13 protein-coding genes are annotated in these 14,216 nt (G+C 66.1%); 7 read left to right on the top strand and 6 right to left on the bottom strand.

The features are described from left to right. The first annotated feature begins 51 nt into the window (after positions 1-51). The 3 genes from CXZ10_RS19765 (at position 52) to CXZ10_RS19755 (ending at position 3,126) form a co-directional block, all read left to right on the top strand. Complete coding sequence (locus tag CXZ10_RS19765) at positions 52-975, top strand: M12 family metallopeptidase (protein WP_180336093.1); 924 nt, start codon at positions 52-54, stop codon at positions 973-975. Between the two features lie 133 nt (positions 976-1,108). Continuing rightward, a complete protein-coding gene (locus CXZ10_RS19760; protein WP_101291096.1) occupies positions 1,109-1,957 on the top strand; it encodes an SGNH/GDSL hydrolase family protein in 849 nt (282 codons plus the stop codon). Between the two features lie 32 nt (positions 1,958-1,989). After that, on the top strand, positions 1,990-3,126 hold the full coding sequence (locus CXZ10_RS19755; RefSeq protein WP_143741572.1) for a helix-turn-helix domain-containing protein: 1,137 nt from the start codon (positions 1,990-1,992) through the stop codon (positions 3,124-3,126). 22 nt (positions 3,127-3,148) lie between these two features. On the opposite strand, the gene CXZ10_RS19750 is transcribed toward CXZ10_RS19755, so the two are convergent. The 3 genes from CXZ10_RS19750 to CXZ10_RS19740 form a co-directional block, all read right to left on the bottom strand. Beyond that, positions 3,149-3,739: a PIN domain-containing protein gene (locus tag CXZ10_RS19750; RefSeq protein WP_101291094.1), complete on the bottom strand. Its 591-nt coding sequence runs from the start codon at positions 3,737-3,739 to the stop codon at positions 3,149-3,151. Between the two features lie 3 nt (positions 3,740-3,742). Next, positions 3,743-4,201 (bottom strand): excisionase family DNA-binding protein, encoded by a 459-nt coding sequence (locus CXZ10_RS19745; protein WP_101291116.1) that lies wholly within the window; start codon positions 4,199-4,201, stop codon positions 3,743-3,745. Positions 4,202-4,329: 128 nt separating this feature from the next. Continuing rightward, positions 4,330-5,016: a TetR family transcriptional regulator gene (locus tag CXZ10_RS19740; protein ID WP_101291093.1), complete on the bottom strand. Its 687-nt coding sequence runs from the start codon at positions 5,014-5,016 to the stop codon at positions 4,330-4,332. A gap of 218 nt (positions 5,017-5,234) precedes the next feature. Here CXZ10_RS19740 and CXZ10_RS19735 point away from each other — a divergent pair, with 218 nt between their 5' ends. Both CXZ10_RS19735 and CXZ10_RS19730 read left to right on the top strand, forming a co-directional pair. Then, positions 5,235-6,404, top strand: coding sequence for an acyltransferase family protein (locus CXZ10_RS19735; protein WP_180336092.1), 1,170 nt, complete (start codon positions 5,235-5,237; stop codon positions 6,402-6,404). 416 nt (positions 6,405-6,820) lie between these two features. Further along, positions 6,821-8,500, top strand: coding sequence for a methyl-accepting chemotaxis protein (locus CXZ10_RS19730; protein ID WP_180336091.1), 1,680 nt, complete (start codon positions 6,821-6,823; stop codon positions 8,498-8,500). Positions 8,501-8,546: 46 nt separating this feature from the next. Here the strand turns inward: CXZ10_RS19730 and CXZ10_RS19725 are convergent, their stop codons facing one another. From CXZ10_RS19725 to CXZ10_RS19715, 3 genes are all read right to left on the bottom strand, one after another. After that, the gene (locus CXZ10_RS19725; RefSeq protein ID WP_180336090.1) at positions 8,547-10,433 is read right to left on the bottom strand and encodes a PAS domain-containing protein; all 1,887 of its coding nucleotides are present in this window, start codon (positions 10,431-10,433) and stop codon (positions 8,547-8,549) included. A gap of 392 nt (positions 10,434-10,825) precedes the next feature. Beyond that, positions 10,826-11,590, bottom strand: a complete 765-nt coding sequence (locus CXZ10_RS19720; RefSeq protein ID WP_101291089.1) for an alpha/beta fold hydrolase — start codon at positions 11,588-11,590, stop codon at positions 10,826-10,828. Between the two features lie 104 nt (positions 11,591-11,694). Continuing rightward, positions 11,695-12,516, bottom strand: a complete 822-nt coding sequence (locus CXZ10_RS19715; protein WP_101291088.1) for an alpha/beta fold hydrolase — start codon at positions 12,514-12,516, stop codon at positions 11,695-11,697. 302 nt (positions 12,517-12,818) lie between these two features. Here CXZ10_RS19715 and CXZ10_RS19710 point away from each other — a divergent pair, with 302 nt between their 5' ends. Both CXZ10_RS19710 and CXZ10_RS19705 read left to right on the top strand, forming a co-directional pair. Then, positions 12,819-13,277 carry a MarR family winged helix-turn-helix transcriptional regulator gene (locus CXZ10_RS19710; protein ID WP_101291087.1) on the top strand — a complete coding sequence of 153 codons (459 nt, stop codon included), beginning with the start codon at positions 12,819-12,821 and terminating at the stop codon, positions 13,275-13,277. A 467-nt stretch (positions 13,278-13,744) separates the two neighbouring features. Then, on the top strand, positions 13,745-14,068 hold the full coding sequence (locus tag CXZ10_RS19705; RefSeq protein ID WP_101291086.1) for a YciI family protein: 324 nt from the start codon (positions 13,745-13,747) through the stop codon (positions 14,066-14,068). Positions 14,069-14,216 lie beyond the last annotated feature (148 nt).

Here is a 14,216-nt window from a genome sequence, read left to right as displayed (position 1 = left end):
TCAACTTAGCATATAATACGTATGTCTTCAAGACAACCGATGGGGGGTCGGATGCGCTTCCATGTCATTTTGGCTTTTGCCGTCACACTGTTCGTTGCCGGATCGGCCGGCGCCCACAATGAATGGGGTACTTTCAATCCGGAATTCAATGACGAGGCTGGTCCACTTCTGACGGAAGTGACCGACTTGGCCAACTCAACTTCAGACGAAGACAAAAGATATTTCTTCTCGCGAGCGTTATTGTGGCGTCCGGGGCAAATTCTGAAGGCGTGCTTTATTGGCGGAACCCAGGCCGAAAGGAATTCCATTTTCAACTCGGCTGCCAGACTACTGAACGGTGCGAGGATCAATGTCAGCATCGACTTTCAGAGCACAAATCCATTCCCCGACTGCAAGAAGAACGCCCAAGGGCTTTATACCGAGGAGATCCGGATCGCCGTGGGTTCGGGCGTGAAGTGTTGCAGCGCCCGCATCGGACGCAACGGCATGAAGAAGCGCAACCTCGGCGAGGCGAACATCTTCCTGGGCGGCGCGCCGCAGGGCTGGCAGGTGTGGCACGAGCTCATCCACGCCCTCGGCTTCTTCCACGAGCATCAGAAGCCCGATGCGACCTGCCGCTTCAATTATGCGGAAATCAAGCGGCTGTGGGGCTGGGACGAGGCCACGGTCAAGGCGAACTTCGACCGGCTGAACAATGACGAGCGGGACCTCCGCTTTTCGAGCGGCTTCGACCGAAAGTCGATCATGGACTATTACCAGTCGAGCCCGACCATGCTGGTCGATGGCGCGCAGAGCCCCTGCTACAACCCCGCTCCCGCCCAGACGCTGACCGGTGTCGACTACGAGGGGCTGCGCCTCGCCTATCCGATGTCGGCGGCGCCCGACGCGCACAGGCAGCGGGTGGCGCGCGTCCGCGCCGTCGTCGACCTGAGCGGGGTGTCGCCGGAGCTCAGGGAACTCCTGGACATGGAGTAGGCGCGCGGGGCGGTTCGTCTTTCGGGCGCCCGGGTACGAACTCATAGGACGGGACGAAGAGGGCCGGAGAATGGGCAATGGGTCCGGGGTGCGACCGTCATGGCCACCCCGATCGCCCAGCCCGGAGCCCGTCTTGCCGCTCTTTCCGCCGCCCCATTCCCGCTTCCATCGGCGCCTTCGCGTCATTCTCTTCCTCACCATCACGCTGGCCGCCGGCGAGGGGCTGGCCGGCGACGGCGGCTATTATCTGTTCGGCGACAGCGCCACGACCGGCACCATCACGGACCCTGACGCCACCGGCGTCCTGGCGCAGGTCGCGCTGTTCGAGCGGCGGGTGGCCTGCGGCTGGCTGACGGTGCGGCCGGAGGACCGGTTCGTCGTCGCGGCCGGCACCGGGGACATCCTCGGCGCCATGATGCGCGGCGAGAATGTTGTGGCGGCCGCTGCCCGCGTCTCGGTCAACCTCAGCGAGGCCGCCGAGCGGCTGGCCTCCCAGGGCGCCCGCACCATCCTCGTCGACGATGTGCCGGACTTCGCCCATTCGCGGCTGATGGGTGGCTTCATCGGTGGTGGTCCGGCGCTGCGCGACGCCTTCGGCCGGCTGTCGGCCTCGATGCGCGAGGCGCTGAGGGCCGACCTCGCCGCGCTGAGGGAGCGGCTGCCCGGCGGCATAGAGATTGCGGTCATCCCCTCCAACGACCTCTTCCGATCCATCCTCGCCGAACCCGCCGCCTATGGCTTCGTGAGCGTCACCGACGCCTGCCACGACGAGGGCGCACTCTGCGACCCGACCGGCGAGCGGCAGAACGGCTTCCTGTTCCGCGACAGCCTGCGTCTCACCGAGCGCGGCCATGCGTGGCAGGCCGCCGTCCACTCCCATCTCGACGCCGACGCCTGGAGCCTGGGATTGACCTGCCGCGCCGGCCTCGACAAGGATCGGGTGGCGCAGTCGGCGGACGTCAATCTCAAGGTCAGGTTCTGAAAGGCTTCATGGGGATGCTGGGGCAACACGTCATGACGCTCGCGGCCGTCGCCGTCATTCTGCTCACGCTGGGGCAGGCGCTGTTCGTGGCCGGCCTGCTCACGGCGCTGCCGGTGCTGAGGACGCGCGCCAACCGCTGTCTCGCCGGCGCGGTGGTCTGCCTCGCCGTCTCCGGCCTTGCCGACGCCACGTCGGCGCTCGGGCAGGGCGCCGCCTCGCTCAGGCTGATCGCCCTTGGCCTCTTTGCCGAGGCCGCCGCCGCCCCGCTCCTCTACCTTCACCTCACGCTGCTCGAGGAGAGCCGGTCCGTCTCCCGCCTGCCGGTTCACGTCTTCGGGCCGGCGGCCATCCTGGGCCTCCTGCTGCCGGTGGTGTTCCTGCCGGACGGGGCCTGGGATGGGCTGCTTGCCGGCGCGCCGCCGCAGCCGGGTCTGGCGCTCGCCGCCCTGATGGCGGCCACCGCGCTGATCGGCACGCCGCTCCTGCAGGCCTTCTATCTCGCCGCCGCCGGCCGGCTCTGGTGGAACTGGCAGGTGACCGGCCCGACCGGCGAGCGGCGCCGCGCCTGGGCGGGCCGGCTGCTCCTGGGGCTCGGCCTCGTCTGGCTGATCAGCCTTGCCGCCGGCGCCTACGGCCTCACCGCCGATGCCGGCGACGGCTTCATCTCGCTCGCCGACCTCATCTTCGGGCTCGTGCTCAACGCACTGATCTGGCTGGGCCTTGCCACGCGCGGCGCGCTCAGCCGGGCCAGCGCCAGCCTCAGCAACAAGGTCGAGGAGAGCATCGGCAAGTACCGCCGCTCCGGCCTCACCGAGGAGCGGGCGCGGGACATCCTGACAAGGGCGCGCGGGGCGCTGGTCGACAAGCGCCTGTTCGCCGATCCGACGCTGACGCTCGCCCGCCTCGCCAAGCGGCTCGGCGTGACGCCCAACGAGCTGTCGCAGGCCATCAACCAGACGGCCGGGCTGCGCTTCAACGACTTCATCAACCAGACGCGCATCGAGGAAGCCAAGCTCCTGCTCGCCTCGCCAGCCCGCGCCGGCCAGACCATCATCGACATCGCCTACGAGGTGGGCTTCAACTCCAAATCCACCTTCAACGCCGCCTTCGTCAAGGCCGCCGGCACCACGCCCTCGGACTATCGGCGCGGCGTGGCAGTGGCGTCGTGAGGCGCGCGCAGTTCCGGCTCTGTTAAAGCGAGCCGATAAACGGCTTCAGGCAGCTTGTCGTTTCCAGAAGGCCGATGGCTTCCATGCGGATCAGTAACTGCTCAGCATCCATCTCCGGCTTCTGGAAGCGCTCCCGCATCTTGCGTAGCGCAGGGATGGCCGAGGCGGTCTCAAGCGCCACCGTGTTGGCGATGAACACGTCGGCGGAAAGGGCGTTCAGGCCGAGTGGCGACAGCACCTCCGTCGGGAAGTGCTTGAGGTTGTCCGTGACGATCACATCGGCCTTCGCCTTGAGGGCGGCAGCCAGAACATGGCCGTCGTTCGGGTCCGGAAGGTGGTCGCCGAGATGCAAGAACTCACTGTAGTCCGCGACATTGGCATCCTCGAAAGCCCGCTCCATCGCCGCGCGATGCTTGGCGGCGCGTGTTCGTGCGTCGCCTTCCCCTCTATCCTCAAGGATGGCTTCTATGGCCCGTTCGGTCTCACCCAGCACGATGGCCGACCAGCGCACCCGGAAATGTCCCGCCTCCGCCAACGTGAGAAGAAGGTTGCGCTTCAGCGCTCCGGCGAGAACGTTCGCATCGACGAAGGCCGTGAAGCGGTTGGCGAACATGCTTCAGATCAGGTCCCTGTCCAACTCGGCGAGGTCGGCCAGCGCTCGGCTGCGGCGCTCGTCCCGGCTGAGCTGGTAGGCGAAAAGATCCTCGGCCTTTATGCGCCGATGCCGCCCGACCATCGAATAGGCAAGTTCGCCCTTCTCAAGCAGAGATACCAGGAAAGGGCGGGATACGTTGAGGATGTCGGCCGCCTGTTGGGTGGTCATCATCCGGTGGAGCGGGACGAGCGTCACCGCGTCGCCGCTGCCGATATGGCGAAGCAGGCCGAGGAGCAGCCGCGACAGTGCAGGCGTCAGGACGATTTCCGAGGGCTGTTTCTTGCCGTCTTCCACAACGCGCAGCTTCGCGTCGCCCTCCATCTGGGCGGCGATGATCCGGCGAAGCTGGTTCGCGGCGGCCATTTCCTGCTCGGATGGCAGGCGACCGCCGATCTCGGAAACATGCGCTGATATGGCCATGGCATCCTCGCTGGTTGGATTCTCAATATAAGCCATCTTGCGATATCAAGCCAATAATCGAAATAAACGAAACGAGCTTCTTTCTTGGCTCAAGCACAGGGTGCTGCGAGTTTGCCGCCTTTTGCGGGCTAACGGCTGGTGGTCGCCCCTCCAGCCGCCCCATCCAGCACCAGGCGGCGGGCGAGGGCGAGGGCCTTTTCGTCGCCTAAGGCGGGGAACAGGCGGTCGCGGTGGCGGTGCATGGCGAACCAGACGATCACCTCCAGGATGCCGCGCGCCACGGCGGCGACGGCGGCTTCGTCGTCCTGAATATGGAGGGCGAGGAAGGCGGTGAGCTGGCGGAGAAAGCGCGTCTTGGCGCCGAGCACGTGGATGTCGCGCACCGCGTCCATTTCCAGCGACAGCCGGTCGAGCAGCCAGATCAGCCGATAGCGGGCGGCGAGGAAGGCGAAGGTTTCGTCGACGATGGCCGAGAGCGTGGCGCGGAAGGGCAGGGCGGGGTCCCGCCCGGCGGGCGTTAGCACCGGCCAGTCCAGCGTCACCGGCGTCAGGATGGCGTCGATCAGTGCGACGACGCCGTCGAGCCCCGGCGCGGCGAGCGGCGGCGTCACTTCGGAGAGCCGGCCGGCCGCGCGGAGAACCGCCAGCTTCAACAGCGCATCCTTGCCTTCGGCGTAGTTGTAGATCGACCCGGCCGAAACTCCGGCCGCCGCCGCGATATCCGCCACCTGCGTCAGGCGATAGCCGCGCTCGGTGAACACGGCGAGCGCCGCGTCGGCGAGGGTCGCAAGGCGGTCGGGGTCTTTGCGTCGCATCCGGTTTTCTCCGCCTGACCCGAAACTCTACTGGGGCGGGCATCTGACTTAGTGTTCTGCGCTTCCGGTGCTCACGGGCCTTAAGCCCGCTCCGCTCCGGTTCTCGAACTCGTCGCCATCTGCCGCGCCCCAGCGAGTTTCAAGTCAGGCTCTCACACTTGCTTTAAATGAACGAATCGTTCATTTATTATGGCATGCATGACAGCGGAGTGCACGCCATGAATGGTCTGGGCAGCAGGCTATCGTCACGCCTCTTCTGGGTCGACAATCTGCGCAATGTCGCGGTGCTCTCGCTCGTGCTTTTCCACACCGCGCGGCTGTTCGACCCGGAGCCCTGGCATATCAAGGATCGGCACACCTATCTCGCCGCCGACGTGGTGGTGGCGTTGTTCAACGTCTGGGGCATGCCGATGCTGTTCCTCTTGGCCGGCTTCAGCATGATGCTGTCGCTCGAACGACGCAGCGCCGGCCGCTTCGCAAGGGAGCGCGTCACCCGTCTCTTCGTGCCTTTCGTCTTCGGAATCTTCGCGCTGGTGCTGCCGCAGGTCTATCTCGAGCGCATCGCGCCTGCTGACCTCGTGACGCAGTCGCCGCTCCGGCTCGACGTCGGCTTCATCGGATTTATGCCGCGCTTTCTCGACTGCTGCTACGACCAGGCCAACTTCAGCTGGCATCACCTGTGGTTCCTGATCTACCTGTTCGTCTATTCGTTGCTGCTGTTGCCGGTCTTCCTGGCGCTGCGGTCGGACGCGGCCCGGCCGCTCAGGGGCGGTTTCGCCACGGTCTTCTCCAACGTTCCGATGCTGCTTGCGCTCGGCCTGCCGCTGATCGTCATCGAGGCGACGCTGCGCCCGGTCTACGGCAGCAGCCACGCCCTCATCGACGACTGGGCCAACCACGCCCATTTCGTCTACCTGATGCTGCTGGGCGCGCTCTTCGCGCTGACCGAGGTGCCGCTCGAAACGCTCCGGCGGCGTGTGCCCGTGCTGGCGGCGCTGGCGGCGGTGCTGCTCGCCGCCGCGCTCATCCATCGCTTCGTGACGCCGCTGCCGCTGACGCCGCTGATGTGGACCATCCTCCGGACGATGACGGAATGGACGCTGCTCCTCGCCCTCATCGGCGGTTTCATGCGGTTCGACCGGCGCGTTCCCTGGCTCACCGGCTTCACGCCCTATGCCATGGCCTTCTACATGCTGCACCAGACGATCATCATCGCCCTGGGCTTCCTGACCATCGGCTGGAGCGACGCGCCGCTTCTGAAATATCTCGCCATCGTCGTGGTCACCACGGCCGCCAGCCTGGCGCTCGCCGCCCTGATCGACCGCCATCCGGTGAGCCGCTTCCTGTTCGGCATGGCCGGCAAGAGGCGGGCGGTGGCGGGCAAGTGAGGAGCGCCGGTCAGTATAACCATGAGAAAACGCAGGCGAGGTAGATCGCGTCGGCGTCCATCAACCAGGTGTTGAAGTTGTAGCTTGCAGCAGGATGCACGGAACAGAATTATGCCAGACGAGATTCAGTGTCTGACAGTCGATCTCTTCCGATTTCCTTTGTGTAGCGCGCGTGCTGGTGCGTTATTCATACGGTTGCAATCGCACGAATCGCGTTGCTAAAAGTTGATCTGGAAAATATTGACTGACGTTAATCAGTCGGTGAGGGTTTGTCTCTATCCTGGCGCCCATGGGTGAGCCGGATGGCGGATCGCGCGCGTTCTGCGCCAAAATCGATCCAAGGCTGGGGCCGGTCACCTCCGATTTCCACACGCATCAGCGTCGAGCCGGCTTTCGGGCCGTCAGGAGGTTTGTACATGGCGTTCCATCTTCAGATCCGCGGCCAGCTACTGGTGGCGTTCGGCATCGTCATCGCAGGCGGCTTGGGCAGCGGTCTGTTCGTCCAGATGGCCAACCAGAGCATGAAGCAGAATGTGGACTGGACGATCCATACCTATGAGGTGCTACAGGCGGCCGACAGCACGCTTGCTGCCCTGGTCAACCAGGAAACCGGCATGCGCGGCTACCTGGTGACGGGCAACGAGGCGAACCTCGACCCGCTGAGGGCTGGCGAGGCGGATTTCAAGACGGCGCTCGCCGCCGCCAAGGAGCTGACCGCCGACAATCCCGCGCAGCAGACCCGTCTCGACGCCATCGCGGCGGAAGTTCAGATCTGGCAGACCGAGGTGTCGCACCAGGCCATCGACCTGATGGCGAAGCCCGAGACTCAGGGCGCCGCCCGCGACATCGAGCGTCAGGGCCTCGGCAAGAAGAGCTTCGACAAGATCCGCAGCCTCCTCACCGAGTTCAAGTCGGCCGAGGCATCGCTGCTCGACAGCCGCAGCGCCGCCATGGCGACGGCGCAGACCGTCATCACCGTCGCCACTTTCAGCTCCATCCTTCTTACCATCCTGATCGGCCTCGCCTCGGCCGTCGTGCTGAACCGGCGCGTGGCTGCGCCGATCCGTGAGAGCATCGGCGTCATGCGCGACATGCAGGCCGGCAACTATCAGGTCAAGGTCGGCTATGCCGAGCGCATGGACGAGATCGGAGCGATGAGCGCGGCCCTCTCCGCCTTCCGCGACGAACTGACCCGGGCCGCCAAGGCGCGCGAGGAACAGGAGGCGGCGCGGCAGGCCGCCGAGGCGTCGACGCGGGCGCGGGCCGAACTGGCCGAGCGCTTCGTCGGGCGCATGGAAGCGCTCGCCGAGGGCTTCGGCCGGTCGTCCGGCACCATCGCCGAAGCGGCGCGTAACCTGTCGGCAACTGCCGAGGAAACGTCGCGCCAGGCGCAGGCGGTGGCCGGTGCCGCCGAGGAGGCGGCCTCCAACGTGCAGACGGTGGCCGCCGGTACCGAGGAGCTTTCAGCCTCGATCAGGGAAATCTCCACCCAGGTCAACGGCTCCAACCGCATTGCCCAGGATGCCTCGCTGGCAGCCGAGCAGAGCGCCAACAATATCCGGAGCCTTGCGACGGCCGCCCATCAGATCGGCGAGGTGGTCGAGCTGATCAGCAACATCGCCGCCCAGACCAATCTCCTCGCCCTCAACGCCACCATCGAGGCTGCACGGGCGGGCGAGGCCGGCCGGGGCTTCGCGGTGGTGGCCGCCGAGGTGAAGGACCTCGCCGACCAGACGGCCAAGGCGACCGACGACATCGGCCGCAAGGTCGGCGAGATCCAGGTGGCGACCAACACCACCGTCGCCTCGGTGTCCGAGATCACCAAGACCATCATGGCGATCCAGCAGGCGTCGCAGACCATCGCCGCCGCCGTGGAACAGCAGGGGGTCGCAACGTCGGAGATGTCGCAGAACACCCACCGGGCCGCTGCCGGCACCACCGACGTCACGGCCAATATCGCCGGGGTGAGCAATGCCGCCGAGGTCACCGGCGCGTCGTCGGTCCAGTTGATGCGCCTCTCCGACGATCTGACGGCACAAGTGACCGATCTTCAGTCGGAGGTGACGGCCTTCGTGGCGTCGCTGCGCGCCGCCTGACGCGGCCTGCATGGGTGGCGGGCCGGCGGTTGACGCCGCCGCGCCCTCAGCCCGCCATCTCCTCTCCGGCCTCCGCGACGACCGCCTTGGCGCTGAAGACGAACTGGCAGCGCACGCCGTCCGGGGCGGCGACCCAGTCGGCGCGGCCGGCCGGGTCGTGGGCAAGGCTGTTGCGGATCAGCATGGAGCCGAAGCCCTTGCCGGCGGCGCCGGTCACCGGCGGACCGCCAGCCTCGCGCCAGTCAAGCGTCACCCGGGCGCCTTCCGTCTCGGGGCAGGGTGTGACGGTCCAGTTGATGTACACCTTGCCCTTGGCGGTGGACAGCGCGCCGTATTTCAGCGCGTTGGTGATCAGCTCGTGCAGCGCCAGTGCCAGACCGAGGCTGGTGCGCGGCCCCAGCTCGGCGTCGCCGCCGGCGTCGATGACGATGCGGTCGTCGAGCTGATAGGTGATGGCGAAGGTGTCACGGACGATGGCGTCGAGCCGGCTGTCCCCGGGGCCGGCCAGGATGCGCACCTGAGCCCGGTTGAGGGCGGCGATGCGGTCGCCGAGGCTCTTGCGGGCGGCCTCGATGGAGGTGGCGCGGCGCAGCGTGTTCTCGGCGACGATCTGCATGATGGTCAGGATGTTCTTGACGCGGTGGGCGCTCTCGCGAGCCACCATGTCGAGCCGCTCCTCGATCTGCTTCCTCTGCGTCAGGTCGTGCACGGCGCCGAGCACCCGCTCGGGCTGGCCGTGGACGTCGCGGACGACGATGCCGCGGGCGCCGATCCAGGTGATGCGGCCGTCGATCAAGAGGCGCAGTTCCAGCGGCATGTCGATGCTGGTGCCGGCGCCGCCGGATACCTGGTCGACCAGACGGGAGACGTCGTCGGGGTGGATGCGGTTCAGCACCTCCTCGACGGGCACGTCTTCCGGCTCCGCAGGCAGTTGCAACAGCTCGCGGAACAGCCGGGTGCCGCGCACCGTGCGGCGCTGCAGGTCCCAGTCATAGGTGCCGAAGCCGCCGCCTTCCTGGGCTAGGCGCAGCAGGTCGGTCTGTCGCTGCAGGTCGCGCTGGGCGCGCCAGCGCTCTGTCACGTCATGGCCCTGAACGAAGATGCCGGTCACCTCGCCCTGGGTGTCGCGGATCGGCTGGTAGACGAAGTCGACGTGCCTTAACGTCGACCGGCCGCCGGGGCGGCTCAGGAACACCGGCAGCCCCTGCCCCGAGTAGGGGGCGCCCGTCTGCCAGACCTCGTCGAGGATGTCGATGAAACCCTGGCCGACCACCTCCGGCAAGGCCTCGGCGACGCTGAGCCCGACCAGCGCATCGCGGCCGACCAGCCGGCGGTAGGCGTCATTGGCGAGCTGGAACACGTGGTTGGGGCCGGTCAGCACGGCGATGAAGCCGGGCGCCTGCTCGAAGAGGTCGCGCATGAGGGCGATCTCGCCGAACAGCCGGTCGCTGGCCGTCTGCACGGCCTGCGCCCTGGCGAGCACGCTGGACTCGGCCATGTTGGCGCGCGCGCTGCGCTCGCGCAGCGCCTGAAGCTCGGTGACGTCCTCGGTGTGCTGGAGGATGTAGGCGAGCTCGCCCTGCTTGTTCCGGAGCGGCATGTGGGTGGCGCTCCAGAAGCGGACGACGGGCGGCTCCCCGGGCCGCGACGTGTTGTAGGGAATGAGCGCCACGTGGTCGGGCTGGTTGGTGGCGAGCACCCGGCTGAAGGATGCGTTGAGGATCCGATACTCGTCGGAGGCGGGGTCGGCGGGGAAGGCCTCGAACATCGGCCGGCCGACGATCTCGTCACGATCATCGCGTCCGACAGCCTTGAGATAGGCCTCGTTGCAACCGGCGATGACCAGATCTCGCGTCAAGATCACATAGGCATTGGCCGACGCATTGAATATGTCCTTCAAGTCCAGGTCGTCGGCCGCGAGTTTGCTGAACATCTTCATCCCGCCGCATCAAGGCAGCTGAAGAATGGCAAAAATGATCTTGGCTTTCAACGGCAAATGCGGGCGGCAAGACTATTGGGGAAGCTATGAAAAGCCTCAGTAACAATGGGCTGCATGGCAAGAGCGAAAGGTGAGCGGACCGCTTTTTAAGGTACGGTTCGGGCCATCGCAGACTCTAGGCCGGCGTCGAGCGGCATAGGCCGGATACAAAAGGGGAGAACTGTGCGGCACTTATCCTTCCGGGCGGCCGATGGTCTCCCACACATACTTTCCGGGGCGACTCTCGCATCGGGATTTGCCCGTTCGGGTGGCCTCGTTGCTGGACTGCCGGCCCGCTTGTGCGGACCGGCGCATCCGTCTTGCAAGCAGGTCTCTCGCCGGCGGCCTTACTTGGCGGCTTCGTCGATGAGGTCGGCGACCACCTGGGGCTTGGACACCATCACCACATGCGAGGCGCCGTCGACCACCACGGTGTGCTTGGAGCCGGCGCGGTCGGCCATGAACTGCAGCGCGGCGGCCGGGATGTTCTTGTCGCCCGAGCCGTAGACGAACCAGGACGGCAGGCGCTTCCAGGCGGGCTCGCCGGACTTCTCGGTCAGCGCCGCCTCGGTGATCGGCCGCTGCCCGGCGGCCATCAGCGCCGCCTCGGCCTCCGGCACGTCATGGGCGAACTGGGTCCGGAACTTCGACTGGTCGATATAGAGGTCGACGCCGCCGGAGGCGAGCTTCACCGGCGCGGCCAGCGCCTCGCCCAGCGTGCCGCCGGGGAACTTGCCTGCGAGGTCGGCCGCCGCTTCGCCCGCTTCCGGAGCAAAGGCGGCGACGTAGACCAGCGACTTCACGTTGTCATGGCCGTTGGCCGCGGTGGAGATCACCTGGCCGCCGTAGGAGTGGCCGACCAGGACGACCGGGCCGTCGATGCCGGCGACCACGTCCGACACATAGGCGGCGTCGGCGGCGACCGAGCGCAGCGGATTGGCGGCGGCGACCACCGGGTAGCCCTTCGATTGCAGGGCGGCGATGACGCCGTTCCAGCTCGATGAATCGGCGAAGGCGCCGTGGACGAGGACGATGGTCGGCTTGGCCGGCTGAGCGGCGGCGCCGGAGACGAGGGCGCTGAGGACGAGGGCGGTGGCGGCAATCTTGGACATGGCTATTCCTTTCCAGAACATGGATTTGGGTGAGCTCGAAGAGTGTGAGGAAGATTGGGGAGCCGGCCGGGTCTCGGAGCCCGGCCGGCGCGCGTCCGGGGGGATCAGCCGCGGATGAAGGCGAGCACGTCGGCGTTGAAGCGGTCGGCTTCCGTTTCGGCGAGGCCGTGCGAGGCGCCGGCGTAGACCTTCAGCGTCGAGCCGGCGACCAGCTTGGCGGCCCGTTCGGCCGAGGCCTTGATCGGCACGATCTGGTCGTCGTCGCCGTGGATGATCAGCGTCGGCCGGTCGATGGCCTTGAGGTCGTCGGTGTAGTCCACCTCGGAGAACTCGTGGACGCAGTCATACTGGCCCTTGATGCTGCCTTGCAGGCCGATGCGGCGGAAGTTCTGGCGGAGACCGTCGTTCTCCGTCACGCCGTCGCGGTTGAAGCCGTAGAAGGGGATGGTCAGGTCGTAGAAGAACTGCGAGCGGTTCTTCGCCGTGCCCTCGCGGATGCCGTCGAACACCTCGAGCGGCGTGCCGTCCGGGTTGGCCGGCGTCTTCCGCATCAGGGGCGGCACGGCGCCGACCAGAACCACCTTGGCGACGCGGGCGGTGCCGTGGCGGCCGATATAATGGGCGACTTCGCCGCCGCCGGTGGAATGGCCGACGAGGACGACGTCCTTGAGGTCGAGCGCCTCGATCAGCTCGGCGAGGTCGTCGGCGTAACGGTCCATGTCGTTGCCGTCCCAGGTCTGGTCGGAGCGGCCGTGGCCGCGGCGGTCATGGGCGATGACGCGGAAGCCGTTCTGGCCGAAGAACAGCATCTGCTGGTCCCAGGCGTCGGACGACAGCGGCCAGCCGTGGGAGAAGACGATGGGCTGGCCGGCGCCCCAATCCTTGTAGAAGAGGGTGGTGCCGTCGGTGGTGGTGAAATGGCTCATGACGATATCCTCTCGGGTTTTTCAAGACGCAGTTCCGGACGCAAAACCGGTTTCCACTTTTGCTGGAACTGCTTCCGACTTAATTAATTGTGTGCAATTTGTTTGCACACGATCTATATGCCGAAGTGAAGGGCGGTTGTCAATCGCTTGCAAACAGATCGCGTGCGAATTATTTATGACGGAGGGCGGTTCCGATGGGTGAACGGAAGGGTTCCAGGTCAGGAATTGCACTGAAAACAAAAAGATAGAGCAGGGACGGCGATGCTGCTATCGCTCATCCTGCCCCCCGGAGAAAAACGCCGATGACCGCCGACCCTCAGCCAGCCGCCCTCGAAGTGCCGCGCATCGACGATCTCCTGTGCTTTTCGATCTATTCGGCCGGGCTGGCCTTCAACCAGCTCTACCGGCCGCTCCTCGAGGAGATCGGCCTCACCTATCCGCAGTTCCTGGTGATGGTGGCGCTGTGGGACCGCGACGGGCGGACGGTGAAGGAGCTGGGCGAGGCGCTCTATCTCGATTCCAGCACGCTGACGCCGCTCCTGAAGCGCCTGGAAGCGGTCGGCCTGCTCTCGCGCAGCCGCAACCCGAAAGACGAACGGCAGGTGCTCTTGCGCGTCACCGACAAGGGCAACGCCCTCCGTCCCAAGGCGGCCGCCGTCGCCTGCGCCATCGTCGACACCGTCGGCATCAGCGCCGAGGCGGCCAAGACCTTGCGGAGCGGGCTCGACGGCATCCGCAACAAGATCCATCGCCAGGACTGATTGCGGCTGCGAACCACTTGCAAGTCGGTGACGGTCTTGCTACGGTAAGACCGATTGCAACATGCAATCGGACGGATGATTTCTGCCATTTGTTCGTCGAAACGCTATGGCACGCACACGTCTCCAAGGGAGTATCCGTGCGTGCAGTGCGCAATGATGGGAACGTATGAAAGAGGGCGCCTGATATCACCCCCGCGCCTTATGCGGCCTGAGGTCCCCGCCTGCGCGGGGATGACAGATTTATATAATAAAAACAATAATATAGATTGTCATCCTTGCAAAGGCGAGGACCTCGTGCAGAACGAAGTGCAGCGCTGTTATAGAGCGCCCATGGATATAGCTCGCAACGATGGGACGTGGGAAAGGCGGACCCGATATCAATCCCTCGCCCTGTGGTTTCCCCGTGTCAGGGAGAGATGCTCGGTGATGTGCATGCCATAGCGCCGAAGCGGGAAGGGAGGTCCATCATGCCGAAGTTCATCACCATCGGATATGGCGATCGGGCGGGCTACGATCGCACGCCTCAAGCGGTGAGGGACGCCGCCCATGCCCGCGACGCGGCGCTCGGCGCGGAGGGTGCCCTGATCGGCAGGGCGGGGGCGCCGGTGCAGGTGCGCAACCCCGAGGCATCAGGCGTGGAGACGCGCGACGGTCCGTTCATGACGTTCGCCTTGCCGGTGGCCGGCTTCGCGGTGATCGAGGCCGGCAGCCTCGCGGAGGCGATAGAGAAGGTTTCCACCGTCCCCTGCGCCGTCGCCCACGGCGTCGTCGAGGTGTGGCCGCTGGAATAGGACACTTCCAGCCAAAGCGCTCCGGCATGCACACATCTGCGGCGAGAGCGCTTCGGGACGGTGGAGCGCGGCGGATCAGGCTCCATTGGTTCTTGGAGCGTGATATCATCCTCACCGCCCCTTCCTGCCCGAGGTACACCGTGCATTC

It is taken from the genome of Pleomorphomonas diazotrophica, assembly GCF_002844595.1.
Lineage (GTDB): Bacteria > Pseudomonadota > Alphaproteobacteria > Rhizobiales > Pleomorphomonadaceae > Pleomorphomonas > Pleomorphomonas diazotrophica.
This window is presented reverse-complemented; position numbering and strand designations above follow the sequence as displayed.

Bases quoted from the DNA above. Each gene is read 5' to 3' on its own strand.
- CXZ10_RS19765 (WP_180336093.1), top strand. From the start codon at position 52: ATGCGCTTCCATGTCATTTTGGCTTTTGCCGTCACACTGTTCGTTGCC.
- CXZ10_RS19715 (WP_101291088.1), bottom strand. From the start codon at position 12,516: ATGAGCCATTTCACCACCACCGACGGCACCACCCTCTTCTACAAGGAT.
- CXZ10_RS19725 (WP_180336090.1), bottom strand. From the start codon at position 10,433: ATGTTCAGCAAACTCGCGGCCGACGACCTGGACTTGAAGGACATATTC.
- CXZ10_RS19745 (WP_101291116.1), bottom strand. From the start codon at position 4,201: ATGGCCATATCAGCGCATGTTTCCGAGATCGGCGGTCGCCTGCCATCC.
- CXZ10_RS19755 (WP_143741572.1), top strand. From the start codon at position 1,990: ATGACGCTCGCGGCCGTCGCCGTCATTCTGCTCACGCTGGGGCAGGCG.
- CXZ10_RS19720 (WP_101291089.1), bottom strand. From the start codon at position 11,590: ATGTCCAAGATTGCCGCCACCGCCCTCGTCCTCAGCGCCCTCGTCTCC.
- CXZ10_RS19710 (WP_101291087.1), top strand. From the start codon at position 12,819: ATGACCGCCGACCCTCAGCCAGCCGCCCTCGAAGTGCCGCGCATCGAC.
- CXZ10_RS19735 (WP_180336092.1), top strand. From the start codon at position 5,235: ATGAATGGTCTGGGCAGCAGGCTATCGTCACGCCTCTTCTGGGTCGAC.
- CXZ10_RS19730 (WP_180336091.1), top strand. From the start codon at position 6,821: ATGGCGTTCCATCTTCAGATCCGCGGCCAGCTACTGGTGGCGTTCGGC.
- CXZ10_RS19750 (WP_101291094.1), bottom strand. From the start codon at position 3,739: ATGTTCGCCAACCGCTTCACGGCCTTCGTCGATGCGAACGTTCTCGCC.
- CXZ10_RS19740 (WP_101291093.1), bottom strand. From the start codon at position 5,016: ATGCGACGCAAAGACCCCGACCGCCTTGCGACCCTCGCCGACGCGGCG.
- CXZ10_RS19705 (WP_101291086.1), top strand. From the start codon at position 13,745: ATGCCGAAGTTCATCACCATCGGATATGGCGATCGGGCGGGCTACGAT.